The sequence below is a fragment of the Mesorhizobium argentiipisi (SeqCode) genome (genome assembly GCF_037179585.1).
In the GTDB taxonomy this organism is placed as follows: domain Bacteria; phylum Pseudomonadota; class Alphaproteobacteria; order Rhizobiales; family Rhizobiaceae; genus Mesorhizobium; species Mesorhizobium argentiipisi.
In genome coordinates, this window is record NZ_JAPYKO010000030.1 from 22,438 (window position 1) to 37,337 (window position 14,900).

General features: G+C 63.6%; 14 protein-coding genes. 8 read left to right on the forward strand and 6 right to left on the reverse strand.

Features of this window, described 5'->3' with window-relative positions:
- The first annotated feature begins 137 nt into the window (after positions 1-137).
- From O7A05_RS28440 to O7A05_RS28450, 3 genes are read left to right on the forward strand one after another with little or no spacing between them, the layout of a single operon-like run.
- Positions 138-704, forward strand: coding sequence for a sigma-70 family RNA polymerase sigma factor (locus O7A05_RS28440; RefSeq protein ID WP_337096415.1), 567 nt, complete (start codon positions 138-140; stop codon positions 702-704).
- Positions 701-1,366 (forward strand): anti-sigma factor, encoded by a 666-nt coding sequence (locus O7A05_RS28445; protein ID WP_337096416.1) that lies wholly within the window; start codon positions 701-703, stop codon positions 1,364-1,366. Before O7A05_RS28440 ends, O7A05_RS28445 begins: the two co-directional genes overlap by 4 nt.
- Positions 1,356-2,882, forward strand: a complete 1,527-nt coding sequence (locus O7A05_RS28450; protein ID WP_337096417.1) for a S8 family serine peptidase — start codon at positions 1,356-1,358, stop codon at positions 2,880-2,882. The genes O7A05_RS28445 and O7A05_RS28450 overlap by 11 nt, the downstream gene beginning before the upstream one ends.
- 53 nt (positions 2,883-2,935) lie before the next feature.
- Here the strand turns inward: O7A05_RS28450 and O7A05_RS28455 are convergent, their stop codons facing one another.
- A complete protein-coding gene (locus O7A05_RS28455; RefSeq protein WP_337096418.1) occupies positions 2,936-4,282 on the reverse strand; it encodes an NAD(P)/FAD-dependent oxidoreductase in 1,347 nt (448 codons plus the stop codon).
- A 138-nt stretch (positions 4,283-4,420) separates the two neighbouring features.
- Complete coding sequence (locus tag O7A05_RS28460; RefSeq protein WP_337096420.1) at positions 4,421-5,443, reverse strand: substrate-binding domain-containing protein; 1,023 nt, start codon at positions 5,441-5,443, stop codon at positions 4,421-4,423.
- A gap of 361 nt (positions 5,444-5,804) precedes the next feature.
- Here O7A05_RS28460 and O7A05_RS28465 point away from each other — a divergent pair, with 361 nt between their 5' ends.
- The 5 genes from O7A05_RS28465 to O7A05_RS28485 all read left to right on the forward strand — a co-directional run bounded on the left by O7A05_RS28465 (position 5,805) and on the right by O7A05_RS28485 (position 12,399).
- Positions 5,805-7,160: an ABC transporter substrate-binding protein gene (locus tag O7A05_RS28465; RefSeq protein WP_337096421.1), complete on the forward strand. Its 1,356-nt coding sequence runs from the start codon at positions 5,805-5,807 to the stop codon at positions 7,158-7,160.
- 253 nt (positions 7,161-7,413) lie between these two features.
- Positions 7,414-8,427, forward strand: a complete 1,014-nt coding sequence (locus O7A05_RS28470; RefSeq protein WP_337096422.1) for a carbohydrate ABC transporter permease — start codon at positions 7,414-7,416, stop codon at positions 8,425-8,427.
- A 1-nt stretch (position 8,428) separates the two neighbouring features.
- A complete protein-coding gene (locus O7A05_RS28475) occupies positions 8,429-9,583 on the forward strand; it encodes a carbohydrate ABC transporter permease (RefSeq protein WP_337096423.1) in 1,155 nt (384 codons plus the stop codon).
- A gap of 4 nt (positions 9,584-9,587) precedes the next feature.
- Positions 9,588-11,252: a beta-galactosidase BglA gene (gene bglA, locus O7A05_RS28480; RefSeq protein WP_337096424.1), complete on the forward strand. Its 1,665-nt coding sequence runs from the start codon at positions 9,588-9,590 to the stop codon at positions 11,250-11,252.
- Positions 11,253-11,286: 34 nt separating this feature from the next.
- The gene (locus O7A05_RS28485; protein WP_337096425.1) at positions 11,287-12,399 is read left to right on the forward strand and encodes an ABC transporter ATP-binding protein; all 1,113 of its coding nucleotides are present in this window, start codon (positions 11,287-11,289) and stop codon (positions 12,397-12,399) included.
- Positions 12,400-12,483: 84 nt separating this feature from the next.
- Here the strand turns inward: O7A05_RS28485 and O7A05_RS28490 are convergent, their stop codons facing one another.
- From O7A05_RS28490 to O7A05_RS28505, 4 genes are all read right to left on the reverse strand, one after another.
- The gene (locus O7A05_RS28490) at positions 12,484-12,717 is read right to left on the reverse strand and encodes a DUF680 domain-containing protein (protein ID WP_337096427.1); all 234 of its coding nucleotides are present in this window, start codon (positions 12,715-12,717) and stop codon (positions 12,484-12,486) included.
- Between the two features lie 70 nt (positions 12,718-12,787).
- Positions 12,788-12,991, reverse strand: coding sequence for a DUF680 domain-containing protein (locus O7A05_RS28495; RefSeq protein ID WP_224588484.1), 204 nt, complete (start codon positions 12,989-12,991; stop codon positions 12,788-12,790).
- A 467-nt stretch (positions 12,992-13,458) separates the two neighbouring features.
- On the reverse strand, positions 13,459-14,199 hold the full coding sequence (locus O7A05_RS28500) for a ferredoxin reductase (protein ID WP_337096428.1): 741 nt from the start codon (positions 14,197-14,199) through the stop codon (positions 13,459-13,461).
- A 24-nt stretch (positions 14,200-14,223) separates the two neighbouring features.
- Positions 14,224-14,835 carry a sulfite oxidase-like oxidoreductase gene (locus O7A05_RS28505; RefSeq protein ID WP_337096429.1) on the reverse strand — a complete coding sequence of 204 codons (612 nt, stop codon included), beginning with the start codon at positions 14,833-14,835 and terminating at the stop codon, positions 14,224-14,226.
- Positions 14,836-14,900 lie beyond the last annotated feature (65 nt).

Genomic DNA, 14,900 nt, shown 5'->3' on the forward strand with positions numbered 1-14,900 from the left:
AAGGGGAGCAGGAGAAACCCTGCCCTCTGGCAACACTCACTTTCTTCAGTTAGCCTCCAAGAAATCCTTGGCGGAGGGTGAACCTTTTTGGACCGATCAGCGACAGAGCTTCGAGGAGCCAGGCGGCTCGACCGGCCATGAATGCGACGACCGAAACCGATCGCGCGCTCGTAGACCGGGTCGCGAAGGGCGACCGGGCTGCCGTTCGGCTCCTGTTCATGCGTCACCACGCGCGGATCTACCGCTTCGTGGCGCGCCAGACGGGATCGGAAATGATGGCCGACGATATCGCGAACGAGGTTTTTCTCGAACTGTGGAAGCAGGCGCCCGGCTTCGAGGGCCGCTCCGAAGTCTCGACGTGGCTGCTCGGCATCGCCCGCTTCAAGGCGCTGTCCATGTTGCGCAAGAAGAAGGAAGACTGGATCGACGACGACGATGCGGCGCAGGTTCCCGACGGCGCCGACACGCCGGAAGTCGTGACCATGAAAGAGGACAAGGCAGCCGCCTTGCGCCGCTTCGTCGATGCCTTGGCCGAGGAACACCGCACGGTGATCGACCTTGCCTATTACCACGGGCAGTCGGTGAGCGAGATCGGCGAGGTGCTCGGCATTCCGGCCGCGACCGTCAAAACCAGGATGTTCTATGCCCGCAAGAAACTCGGCGAAGCCCTGAAGGCCGCCGGTTACGACAGGGGATGGCCATGAGCGCCGCTGAAAAGATGTCGCGTCGCGACGAGATGGAGATGCTGCTGCCGTTCTACCTGAACGGCTCGCTGGAAGGCGCCGAGCTGGAGGCCGTCGAGGAATGGCTGGCGACCGATCCGGCGGCGCTTGCCGCCCTTGGCGAGGCCGAGGCCGAGTTCTCCGGCACCGCCGCCGCCAACGAAGCGATCCGCCCGCCCGCCGATGCGCTCAGCCGTTTTACCAGGGCGCTCGACGCCGAGGCCGGGCCGGTGCGCGCGCCCGGCCAATCCTGGCTGGCAAAGGTCTTCGGCCGGGTGACGGCAATGCCTGCCGGCGTCGCCTGGGCGGCTGCCGCGGCGCTGCTTGCGCTGGTCATCGTGCAGTCCTTCGAACAGCCGGGCGGCAGGGGCAACGATTTCGAGGTGGCCGGCGCCCAGGACGATCTGGCGAAGCTGCCTTTTGTGCTGGTGAAGTTCAAGCCGGATGCGAAGATGGCCGATATCGCCGCCTTCCTCGGCCAGAACGGGTTGAAGATCGCCGGCGGCCCGACCGCCGACGGCGTGTTCCACCTGGCGATCCCGGCCAGGACGGCGGCCGATTACGACAAGCTTGTCGGCCTTATTGCCGCCCAGTCCTTCGCGGAGGCTGTGGTGCAGGGAAGGAAACCGGCCGATGGCGGCTAACCCAATTCCAGGAAACGCGCGCCGCGGCCGGGCTCGGCGACTTCGCCGTAACCTTCCGCCCGGAATTGCGTCGAGGCCGAGCGTCATTCTTCATGCGGTGATCCTCGCGGCGGCTTTTGTCGCCGCGCCCGCTTTCGCGCAGACCAACGACCCCAATCTGACGCAAAAGCAGCTCGATTGCCTGAACCGCACGACGTCGGCCGGCGGCTGCGACAAGGACGGCGGCGCCAAGAATGGCGCCGGGATGTCGGGCCCGGCCACAAGCGGCGCGGTGCTCCTGCCGGCGCTGATCGTCGATCTCTTTCCGAACTCGCCGGCGCCCACGGCCCCGCAAACGCCGGCACCGTCCAACGGAACATCGTCGTCGAACGGTTCGAACAACACGCCGCCACCCGCTCCGGCGCCGAGCGGGCCGGTCACGGTGCCGCAAGGCCTCAACCTGGCGGAGCCGCCGCGCGCGATCGCCGGCGAGTTCGTGCCCGACGAGGTTCTGGTGACGGTCGACGGCGGCGCCGGCGTCGTACAGCAGATCGCCAATTCCTTCGGCCTGCAGGTGCGCTCGCAGCGCCAGTCGCGGCTGCTCGGCGCGACCCTGGTGCGCTTCGGCATCACCGACGGGCGGCCCGTCGGCGTGGTACTGGCGCAGCTTGCCGCCGACGGCCGCACGCGGCGCCGCGAGCCTAACCATATCTACACGTTGCAGCAGGCGGCCGGCATCGCGAACTATGCCTTCGACCGCATCGCGCTCGACGCCAAGCAGGCAAGTGGCGAGAATGTGCGCATAGCGGTCATCGACACCGGCATCGACGATACCAATCCCGCGCTCGCCGGCGTGATTGCCGGCCAATACGACGCCATGCCCAATGTGCCGATCGAGAAGCGCGACCACGGCACCTCTGTCGACGGGCTTATCGCCGGCGTCGGTCCGCTGGAAGGCATGGCGCCGGGCGCCAGGATCTATCACGCGCGCGCCTTCGAAGGCGGCAAGTCGACCATGGACGTCATCCTCTCGGCGCTCGACTGGGCGGCCGAGCAGAATGTGCGCATCATCAATATGAGCTTCGTCGGGCCGAAGAACGACCTGCTCGGCACCGCCTGCCGCAATGCGCGGGCGATGGGCATGGTGCTGGTGGCCGCCGCCGGCAACAACGGACCGAAAGCGCCCTATGGCTATCCGGCCGCCTTCGACGGCGTGATCGCGGTGACCGCCACCGACGCCAAGGACGGGCTGATGCCGCAGGCCAACCGCGGCGCCTATGTCTTCATCTCGGCGCCGGGCGTCGAGATGGTGGCGCCGAGCGGCGCCGGCTCGGACGTCGTCACCGGCACCTCCTTCGCCGCCGCGATCGTGTCCGGCGCCATCGCCAATCTGATCCACGCCGCGCCCGACCGCTCTGCCGACGACATCGAGAAGGCGCTGGCGGCGACGGCCAAGGATCTTGGGCCTAAGGGGCGGGACAATGACTTCGGCTATGGGTTGCTGGACATCAAGGCGGCCGGAGCGGCGAAGGAGTGAGTCCAGGCAGTCGACTATGCCGATCGCCGAGATGGGAACAACCAGTTGCCCATTTAAAGAGCCGGACCTAGCCGGACAGGGCTTCCATCATAGAAACGCGACAGTCGAAAACGGCTGAGATCGTGCCCGGTTTCATTTCCCTGGATCATGTCGGAGACGACGCGACCGATGCCGGGCCCGATGCCGAATCCGTGGCCGCTCATGCCCGTTGCGACGAAAAGACCGCCGACTGCCCGCACCTGATCCACGACGGGGACGACGTCGGGCATCGCGTCGATCATACCGCCCCAGCCGGCCTTCAAGCGAACCGATTCGAACTGTGGAAACAGGCGTTTGAAATTGTGTTCCACCGAACGCAGACCGGCGGGCTCAGGGGCCGGGTTGAGCACGCGCATTTTTTCGAAAGGGCTTGCGGAATCCGGCGCCCAATCGCGCGGGGTCGACCAGCCATCGGGGTAGCCCGATGGAGCGAACGGAAAATAGCGTGTTCCGAACGGATTGTCCCTGAGGGCGGGAAGGTATTGCGTGGCGTGCCGGAATGCGTCGGGGCCTAGGTAAAGCAAGTGGCTGCCACCTGCGGCGAGCGTGTATCCGCCATCCTGCCTGCGCCTGAAAGCGATGTGGTCGTCGGCCGCCGCACCTGAATAGACCTCAGGCATGGGTTCTGTGGCAGCTACGGTTACTCTGACGCTGAGCTGGGGGATGGCTACGCCGTGTCTTCGCAAGAAGAGGGATGACCAGGCGCCGCCCGCGACCAGCACGCTGGAGGTCTCGATATATCCCGCCTCGGTCCACACGCCCTTGACCCTGCCGGCCGAGATTTCGAGAGCGCGCGCCGCGCAGTTCTCGACGATCCTGGCGCCCTTTCGCACGGCAAGCCTGGCGAGCGCCGGCACCGCCAACCAAGGCTCGGCGCGCATGTCGGAGGGTGTCGTCATCGCACCCTTGAACCTGCGCGACATGCCGCTGATGAGTTTTGCGGTTTCGTCAGCGTCCAGAAGGCGCGTGTCGAGTTCATGGATCGCGGCGATCTTCATGAATTCCTCGAACTTGGCCATGTCCTTGTCGGAGTTCGCCAGGTAGGTCACGCCCGTCTGGTTTAGCCCGATGTCTTCGCCGCATTCATCGGCCAGTTGCCGCCACAGGCGAGAAGCCTCGATGACGATCGGCAGTTCATCCGCGTCTCGTCCCTGCTTTCTGATCCAGCCCCAGTTTCGCGAGGACTGTTCGGCTGCGACGCGGCCTTTTTCCAGCAGCGTCACCGGAATGTTGCGAGAGGCAAGGAAAAGGGCCGTCGTTACGCCGATAATGCCGCCACCGACAATCACCACCTGCGACGTCTTCGGCGGCGGCCCAGGATATTGGATTGGATCCGCTTCGGTGAACGGGAATGTCAGCAAAAGGCGTACTCTGCAGAACCGGTTGACCGCTCTGGCTTACCGGTTGTCACGGTCCAACATCAGGAGCAGCCGAAGGCGGACCGTTGTCCCACGACGGTAGCCCGGAAGGCGGCGGAGGCGAGGCTGTAGGATTGGGCCCTATACCGGCGCTCCCGCCACCGATCCCCGCACCACCAGATCCACCGGCCAGACCTCGCCGCGCGCGCCCTCTTCCAGTCCCGATATGCGCGCCGCCAGCCGTTCTGCCACACGCGCGCCGGCGAGGCGGATCGAGGAGCGTGTCGTCGACAGCGGCACCGGGAAATTCTCAGGCCGCAGCCACGGGAAGACGTCGTCATGGGCAATCAGCGAGAGGTCGCCCGGAATGGCGAGGCCGAGATCGCGCACCGCGCGCACGACGCCCAGCGCCATGATCAGGCTGGAGCAGACGATCGCCGTCGGCGGCTCAGCCTCCTCGAGCAGGCGGCGGGCGGCGCGGTAGCCGTTTTCCTCGGTCATGGTTACCGAGCAGATGTGGCGTTCGCCGAGCGTCAGCCCGCTCGCGGCAAGCGCGCGGCGCATGCCCCGCTCGCGGTGGATGGCGAAGGTCTCGCGCTCGTTGCCGTTGATTAGCGCCAGGCGCTTGTGGCCAAGCTGGACCAGCAGGCGCGCCGCTTCGTGGAAGGCGCCCTCATTGTCGATGTCGAGATAGGGATAGTCGAAGTCGAAACCTTCGCTGCGGCCATGGACGATGAAGGGAATGCCCAGCGTGTTGACCAGCGCCAGCCGCTTGTCGGCCGGACGCGGCGAGGAAAGGTAAACGGCGTCGACCTGGCGGTTGGCGACGATGCGCCGGTAGGTCGTTTCCTCATCGTCGGCATCGGCGGGCGACAGCACGAGGTCGAGCTCGTGCGAACGGGCATAGTCGCCGAGACCGGAAAGGAATTCGACGAAGTGCGGATCGATGTCGACGGCCGCACCCGTCGGCAGCACATAACCGATCATTCCCGACTTGCCGGTGGCGAGCCGGCGCGCGCTGGGGTTCGGCCGATAGCCGTGGCGCTTGGCGGCATCCATCACCCGGCGCCGGGTTTCCTCATTGACCTCGGGATAGCCGTTCAGCGCCCGGCTCACCGTGGTTTGCGAGAGCGACAGCATATGCGAGAGTTGCTTGAGGTTCATCGGAGGCCTCCAACCTCAAAGCGCTTTCAAATTTGGATCGATCCGATGATTGTTGGCAAAGCCGTCAAGTACAACCGGACTTTAGAGGTCTGCCCGCGTAGTTTGAAGTAAAATTGCTGCTGCAGCGCCAAAAAAGCATGCTGCGGTGCACTTTCCGCAGCCGATCCCGTGGGATTTAAATCGATTAACGAACTCTCCCCCTTGACTCTCCGGCGATTCAATGGCGAGATCAAAATAGCCAAAGCGCTTTGGAAGTCTCTTCGAAAGGTTGCGGTTGCCCTTTCGTTGAGTCACAGTTCCGCGGGCGTCGGCGGACGAAATGGAGGTTTCGTCCTGTTTGTGACCACTGGGAGGACTTGCGATGAAGAAAATGCTTCTCTTGGGTGCGGCGTTCGCGGCACTCACCCTCAGCCTGCCGGCGCAAGCCGAACTGAAGTTCAAGCCGGGCGAGGATTCGAAATTTCATTGGGCGAACTACGACGACCTCAAGAAGGTCGACCTCAAAGGCGAGACGCTGACGATCTTCGGACCGTGGCGCGGCGAGGACGAGGCGCTTGTCCGTTCCGTTCTCGACTATTTCCAGGAAGCGACCGGCGCGGACGTGAAATATTCCTCGTCCGAGAACTATGAGCAGCAGATCGTCATCGACACCCAGGCCGGCAGCCCGCCCAACATCGCCGTCCTGCCCCAGCCCGGCCTCATCCAGGATCTTGCTTCCAAGGGCGTGCTCACCCCGCTGGGCGACGACGTCGCGGCCTGGATCAAGGAAAACTACGCCGCCGGCGACTCCTGGGCCAAGCTCGGCACCTATAATGGCAAGGACGGCAAGCCGGGCTTCTACGCCTTTCCCTACAAGATCGACGTGAAGGGGCTGGTCTGGTACTCGCCCGACAATTTCGACGAGGCCGGCTACAAGGTGCCGAAGACCCAGGAAGAGCTCGCCGATCTCGAAAAGAAGATCATCGCCGATGGCGGCAAGCCCTGGTGCATCGGGCTGGGTTCGGGCGGCGCCACCGGCTGGCCGGCGACCGACTGGGTCGAGGACATTATGCTGAGGACGCAGCCGCCGGAGGTCTACGATAAGTGGGTCAAGAACGAGATCCCGTTCACCGATCCGGCCGTAGTCAACGCCATCGATATCTTCGGCAAGATCGCCACCGACGACAAGATGGTGGACGGCGGCGCCAAGGCGGTTGCGGCGACCGACTTCCGAGACAGTCCGAAAGGCCTCTTCACCGTGCCGCCCAAGTGCTACATGCACCATCAGGCATCGTTCATCCCGTCCTTCTTCCCGGAAAACGTGAAGCTCGGCCAGGACGCCGATTTCTTCCCCTACCCGCCTTACGCCTCCAAGCCGGAACTGGGCACGCCGCTGGAAGTGGCCGGAACGCTGGTGATGATCACCAAGGATTCCAAGGCCTCGCGCGAGTTCATCAAGTTCCTCGAAATGCCGCTCGCACATGAATTGTGGATGGCGCAGAAGAGCTTTGTCACCCCGTTCAAGGCGGCCAACAAGGATGCCTATGGCAGCGAGGCGCTGAAGAAGCAGGGCGAGATCCTGGTCGGCGCCACGACGGTGCGGTTCGACGGATCCGACCTGATGCCCGGCAAGATCGGCGCGGGTTCGTTCTGGACCGGCATGGTCGACCTGGTCGGCGGCAAGTCCGCGCAGGACGTCGCCGCCGACATCCAGAAAAGCTGGGACGGCATCAAATAGGTCGCCGCGCGACCCAGATTTTATACGCAATCCGGGGCGGAAGCCTACGGCGAAGTCGCCGAACCTAACCGTTACCGCTTCTCCTTGAATTGCTCTGAAATCCTCCTCATCCTCCAACCGGATCCGGGCCACGGCCCGGGTCCGACCGGCGGCCACGCCGGAAGCCTTCGCGTTCGATTGTTCCGAATAACCGAAAGTCGGTGCATCTGATCGCCAGCCCCGGCTGGGCGGTCATGCGCAGGGAGAGGGACCCATGGCGGCTCAGATTTTCTCGGCCATATTCGTCATTATCATCGGCGTCGGCGGCTGTGTCGCCTATTTCTGGGGCGCCAACAGACTGCTCGACCTCATTTTCCCCTCACGCGGGGTATCCGGCGCCGCCGCCATCAACAATCTGCGCCGGCAGGGATATGTCCGGCCGTGGCTGTTCGTCGGCCCGGCGCTGATCATCCTTGCCGTCTACCTGATCTACCCGGTGGTCGCGACGCTGTGGCTCTCTTTCTTCGACCGCGGCGGCACCAGTTTCGTCGGGCTCGCCAATTATGAATGGGCGGGCGGCGATCACGATCTGCGCAACTCGATCTTCAACAACCTATTGTGGCTGGCCGTGGTGCCGGCCGCCTGCACCTTCCTCGGCCTGATCATCGCCGTGCTCACCGACAAGATCTGGTGGGGCACCATCGCCAAGAGCCTGATCTTCCTGCCGCTGGCGATCTCCTTTGTCGGCGCCAGCGTGATCTGGAAATTCATCTACGAGTATCGCGGCGAGGGTCAGGTGCAGATCGGCCTGATCAACGCCATCATCCAGTATTTCGGCGGCCAGCCCCAGGTGTGGATATCGCTGCCGTTCTGGAACAATTTCTTCCTGATGGTCATCCTGATCTGGATCCAGACCGGCTTCGCCATGGTGATCCTGTCGTCGGCGCTGCGCGGCATTCCCGAGGAGACGCTGGAGGCCGCGGTGATCGACGGCGCCAATCCCTTCCAGATCTTCTGGAAGATCATGGTGCCGCAGATCTGGGGCACGATCGCGGTGGTGTGGACTACCATCACCATCTTGGTGCTCAAAGTGTTCGACATCGTCCTGACCATGACCAACGGCCAGTGGAACACCCAGGTGCTCGCCAATCTGATGTTCGACTGGATGTTCCGGGGCGGCGGCGATTTCGGCCGCGGCGCGACCATCGCCATCATCATCATGATCGCGGTCATCCCGATCATGGTCTGGAACATCCGCCAGGCCAACAAAGAGACGGGAGGGCACTGAGATGGCGACCAAGACCGGAAAGTCCTTTATCGGCCGCTTCGGCGTCCATATCGCCGTGCTCGTCTTCGTGGCGATCTGGACAATCCCCACCCTCGGCATTCTCGTCTCGTCGCTGCGCGACAAGGACCAGATCGTTGCGTCGGGCTGGTGGAACTCCTTTGCCAGTTCCAGCCAGAGCGAGGCAGGACGGTTGCCGGGCGCGTCGGCGCAAACCCAGAAGGACGGCAAATACGTCATCGAGGGCAACATCTTCGGCGATGGCCCCAAGCGCGAGATCAGCGCATTCGGCGTAAAATCTTCGGCGCCGACGCAGTACAAGGCGGGATCGGTTGCCGACCTCAATGACGGCGTCACACTGCAGATGAATGCCGACGGCGGCTTCGTGCTGTCGTCACCGAAGGCTTTCGAGGGCGACCGCGGCCAGCGCGTCTATTTCGCTTCCTCGGCGCCGCCGAAATTCACCACGGACAACTACGACGCCGTGCTGTTTTCCGAAGGCATCGGCCGCTCGTTCATGAACTCGCTGACGGTGACCATTCCGGCGACCGTGATCCCGATCCTGATCGCCGCCTTCGCCGCCTACGCGCTGGCCTGGATGCGCTTTCCCGGCCGGGCGCTCCTGATCGCGGTCATCATCGGCCTGCTGGTGGTGCCGCTGCAGATGTCGCTGATTCCGCTGCTCAGGCTCTATAACGGCGTCGGCGCCTTCTTCGGCGTGCCCTCCAAGACCTATCTCGGCATATGGCTGGCGCATACCGGCTTCGGCCTGCCCTTCGCCATCTACCTGCTCAGGAGCTATATCGCCGGCCTGCCGCGCGAGATCATGGAATCGGCGCGCATCGACGGCGCCAGCGACTTCGAGATCTTCGTCAAGATCGTGCTGCCGCTGTCCTTCCCGGTGCTTGCCTCCTTCGCGATCTTCCAGTTCCTGTGGGTATGGAACGATCTGCTGGTGGCGATGGTTTTCCTCGGCACGGGGCCCGATCAGATCGTGCTGACGGCCAAGCTCAACGCGCTGCTCGGCTCGCGCGGCGGCAAGTGGGAGATCCTGACCACATCGGCGTTCATCACCATCATCGTGCCGCTGTTCGTGTTCTTCTCGCTGCAGCGCTATTTCGTCCGCGGGCTGCTTGCCGGCTCGGTGAAAGGAGGTTGAAGACATGCAATCGGCTTTGAAGGCGACGTCGCAACCGGACCCCGCCGTCGACCGCGACTGGTGGCGCGGCGCGGTGATCTACCAGATCTATCCGCGTTCCTATCAGGACTCGAACGGCGACGGCATCGGCGACCTGAAGGGCATTGTTCAGCGCCTGCCCTATGTCGCTTCGCTTGGGGTCGACGCCATCTGGATCTCGCCCTTCTTCAAATCGCCGATGAAGGATTTCGGCTACGACGTGTCGGATTATTGCGACGTCGACCCGATGTTCGGCACGCTGGCCGATTTCGACGCGCTGGTGGCGGAAGCCCATCGCCTGGGCCTCAAGGTGATGATCGACGAGGTGCTGTCGCACACCGCCGACATCCACCCCTGGTTCAAGGAAAGCCGTTCCAGCCGCAACAATCCGAAGGCCGACTGGTATGTGTGGGCCGACGCCAAGCCCGACGGCACGCCGCCCAACAACTGGCTGTCGATCTTCGGCGGCTCGGCCTGGCAGTGGGACACCAGCCGCCAGCAATATTACATGCACAACTTCCTGGCTGAGCAGCCGGACCTCAACTTCCACAATAAGGAGGTCCAGGACGCGCTGCTCGACATCACCCGCTTCTGGCTGGAGCGCGGCGTCGATGGCTTCCGGCTGGACACGATCAATTTCTACTTCCACAGCCAAGGGCTGGAGGACAATCCGCCGCTGCCGCCGGAAGAGCGCAACGACCAGACGGCGCCCGCGGTCAATCCCTACAATTACCAGGATCATCTCTACGACAAGAGCCGACCGGAGAATCTCGGCTTCCTCGAGCGTTTCCGCGCGCTTCTCGACGAATATCCGGCGCAGGCCGCCGTCGGCGAGGTCGGCGACTCGCAACGCGGTCTGGAAGTGGTGGCCGCCTACACCGCCGACAGCAAGCGCGTGCATATGTGCTATTCCTTCGACTTCCTGGCGCCGGAGAAGATCAGCGCGGCGAAAGTGCGCGCGGTGCTGGAGGCCTTCGGCCGGGTTGCCAGCGACGGCTGGTCGTGCTGGGCCTTCTCCAACCATGACGTGATGCGGGTCGCCTCGCGCTGGGCCGCCAACGAGGCGGATCCGGCCGCCTATCTGAAGGTGATCTCGGCGCTTTTGATGTCGCTGCGCGGCTCCGTATGCATCTATCAAGGGGAAGAGCTCGGCCTTGGTGAAGCGGAGCTGAAGTTCGAAGACCTGCAGGACCCCTACGGCATCCGGTTCTGGCCGGAGTTCAAGGGTCGCGACGGCTGCCGCACGCCGATGGTGTGGGATGCAGCCGCCAAGAATGGCGGTTTCTCGACGGCCAAGCCTTGGTTGCCGGTGCCGGGCAAGCACCTGTCGCAGGCCGTCAACGTGCAACAGGGCGATGCGAGCTCGCTGCTTGAGCACTATCGCCGCTTCCTCGCCTTTCGGCGCCAGCATCCGGCGCTGGCCAAGGGCGACATCGACTTTATCGAAAGCGATGGCGACACCGTCGCCTTCACCCGCCGCGAGGGCAATGAGCGGATCGTCTGCGCTTTCAACCTCGGCAGCAAGCCCGCCGAGGTCGATCTCGGCAAAGGCGCGCTGCAACCCTTGCCCGGGCATGGCTTTTCGGGACAGACTGGCAGCGGGCCGGTCCGCCTCGGCGGCTACGGCGCCTGGTTCGGACGCATCGACTGAACTTGCAAACAGAGATCAACGGGAGAGGAAAAACATGGCCGATGTCACGCTCAACCAGGTGAAGAAATCATACGGCAACCTCAACATTCTCCACGGCATCGACCTCGACATCAAATCGGGCGAGTTCATCGTCTTTGTCGGGCCATCGGGTTGCGGCAAGTCGACCTTGCTGAGGTCGATCGCCGGCCTTGAGGAGATCACCTCGGGCGAGCTGAAGATCGACGGCGAGGTGGTGAACGACGTGCCGCCGTCGAAGCGGGGCATCGCCATGGTATTCCAGTCCTATGCGCTTTATCCGCATATGACGGTTTACGACAACATGGCCTTCTCGATGAAGATCGGCAAGGAAAGCAAGGCCGAGATCGACAAGCGGGTGCGCCAGGCGGCGGAGATCCTGCAGCTGACCAAGTATCTCGACCGCCTGCCCAAGGCGATGTCGGGCGGCCAGCGCCAGCGCGTCGCCATCGGCCGCGCCATCGTGCGCAACCCGAAGGTGTTCCTGTTCGACGAGCCGCTGTCGAACCTCGACGCAGCACTTCGCGTCGCCACCCGCATCGAGATCGCCAAGCTGAAGGAGCAGATGCCCAACACGACGATGATCTACGTCACGCACGACCAGGTCGAGGCGATGACGCTGGCGGACCGCATCGTGGTGCTGAAGGAAGGCGTTGTCGAGCAGGTCGGCACGCCGATGGAACTCTACAAGCGTCCAGGCAATCTGTTCGTCGCCCAGTTCATCGGCTCGCCGGCGATGAACATATTGCCGGCAAAGATCGAGAAGGCCGGCAATCCGACCGTGGTCAGCCATGTCGGTGGCCGCAAGGCGACGGTGCCGATCGCGACGCCCGTCTCGGCGAATGGTGCGGCGGTCAGCTTCGGAGTGCGGCCGGAGGATCTCGCGATCGCCACAGGTGCGGACTATCTGTTCGAAGGCAAGGTCGACTATATCGAGCAACTCGGCGAGGTTCAGCTCGTCTATATCGATATCGGCCGCACCGATCTGCCGCTGGTGACCAAACTGCCGGGCAATGTCGAGGTCAAGCGCGGCGAGACGCTGCGGCTCAACGCCAGCGCCGGCGATCTGCACATCTTCGATGCCGACGGCCATTCCTTCACGCTGCATCGCGAGGAAGCGAAAGCGGCCTGAGGCCAGCGGCAGGCTGGCTTTCCCGGCAAAGGAGAGAGCGGCGGGCCAAGCCCGCCGCTCTCTCCTTCAAATCACGGTCGGCTGTCAGTGGTTGCCGAAGTGGTTGCGGTCGCTGCCCTGAGGGGCCGACTTCTGTACGTCGCGCGACGAGTTCAGCAGCTTGTAGACAGGCGAGTCGGTGCTGATCGACGACGTGCGGGTGGTGTCGACTGCCGGGGCAGGCTGGTTGACGCCACTGTTGCTGTAATTGTCGCTGCCCGCAAAAGCGGCACCGGAAACGGCCAGCAGGGCGGCCGTGGCAAGAACGATCTTCTTCATTTCAGTGCTCCTGAATCTTGTGATCCGACCGATGCGGCGGGCTAGTCCGCCGCCGGTTCAAGGTCGGTTGTTAGTTGTTGCCGAAAAGGTTGTGGTCGGCGCCCGTGGTGACAGGCTTCTGGTCGGCCGGTTCGGACTTGTGGACCGAGGCGGTGTACGACGAATCAACCGTGGCCGGCGGATTTGCAGCCTGCGAACCATAATTGTCGCTGCCAGCGAAAGCGCTGCCGGAAATTGCCAGAAAGGCTGCGGCAGTGAGAACAATCTTTTTCATTTTTGCTACTCCAGTATCTTTATATTCCGTCCGTCTAGCGGCGTGTCTTGGGAATGAAATCGCGTCGTTCGGACAGCGCTGATTTGGGTGAGCCGAGTGCCGGATTCCAATCACGAAGTTTTTCCGTCTGGACCATGAATCCGCCTCTTGAAGTTTTCATAAGCATGCCTATGACTCTATTTTTATCTAACTTAATCAACACGTTGTTCGGATCCGACAGTTGGCTCACCAAATGTATCTGAGCACCGGCGTTCACAACGTCCTGCACGCACCGTCAACAGAAACGAACCGTTCAGTTCGATTTTAGAATCCCCTAACAGTCACTTTTCGATACTATTAACCATCCTGCTCCTGTTCCAAGGGCCGATTCGGCTCGCTTCAATCCGCGTTCTGGCTGATAACCGAGGGGGTTCCTGCCGGATGGGGCAGCGGCGTGGTGCTGGGGGTCGGCAGTCCAAGCTCTTCTATCAAACACCGTAACGCTCGGTGCGGATAATCCCCGCCGGGACGCCGGCGCCGATCAAGGCATCGGCGGCGGCTGAGACGAACGCGTTCGAGCCGCAGACATAGGCGAGCCTCGGGGCCTTCGGCAGGCGCTCGACGGCCTGCACCATCATGCGGGCGTCGATGCGTCGGGAATAGTCGGACGGCCGTCTCGCCGGTTCGCGGGTCAGCGTCAGCACGAGATCGAATCCGTCGCGGCGATCGTCGAGGCCGATCAGCTCGTCACGGAAAATCACCTCGTCCCAGACCCGCGCCGAGAACACCAGCACAACGGGCACCGCCGTGTTGCGCAGCATACGATGGCGCACCATCGCCATGAGCGGCACGATGCCCGAGCCGCCGCCGACCAGAAGGATCGGCCCGCCGTCGCTCTCCTCCCAGATGAAATGGCCGCCCAGCGGCCCGCGCAGCTCGATCTCGTCGCCGACGGCAGCCACGTCGTGGAAGAAGGGCGAGACCTCGCCGTCGTCGAGCCGCTCGATGGCGAGCTCGACGCCGCCACCCGGCGCGGAAGCTATGGAATAGGAACGGCGCGCCTGATAGCCGTCCGGCGCCGTCAGCCTGACGTCGACATGCTGTCCGGCCAGATGGGCGAAGGGCCGCGACAGCTGGAACCAGAAACTTGTGACGCGTGGCGTGCGCTTTTCGATGCGGGTGATCGTGGCTGCCTGCCAGGGCGATTGCGGCGACGGCTCGGCACTCATCGATTGCTGCTCACAAATCGCCCCTCACGGGTCACTGGAATAGCGCTGCTCGCGCCAGGGGTCGCCATATATGTGATAGCCGCGCAGTTCCCAGAAGCCCGGTTCGTCGCGGTCGGTGAACTGCAGCCCGTTCACCCATTTGGCCGATTTCCAGAAATAGAGATGCGGCACCAGGAGCCGCGCCGGCCCGCCATGGTCCGGCGTGATCGGCTTGCCTTCATAGAGCAGCGCCACCATCGCCTTGCCGGAGACGAGGTCCTTGGTCGGCACATTGGTGGAATAGCCGTCGAAAGACAGCGCCAGCGTGTAGGCCGTCGGCGGCTCGATGCCGGCATCGGCGAGGATGTCGTCGATCATCACGCCTTGCCAGGGCGTGTTGAACTTGGTCCAGGCCGTGACGCAATGGATGTCGCGCGTCATCTTGCTCTGCGGCAGGGCGTTGAACTCGGCCCAGTTCCATTTCTTGAGCGGTCGCGGCCCCTGCTTCAAGGTGAAGGACCAATCCTCGGTGCGCACCCGCGGGGTCGGCCCGGCCGAGAGAACAGGGAAACCCTGTTCCAGGTACTGGCCCGGCGGGATGCGCGCGTCGGTGTCGGAAGGAGGACGCCGTCCGGAAAAGAAGCCGCGCGTGACCATCGAGACGCCTCCTGCACCGGTGGAACGATGCGGGAAGTGTTCTCGAAGACGCCTTCCGGGGCAAC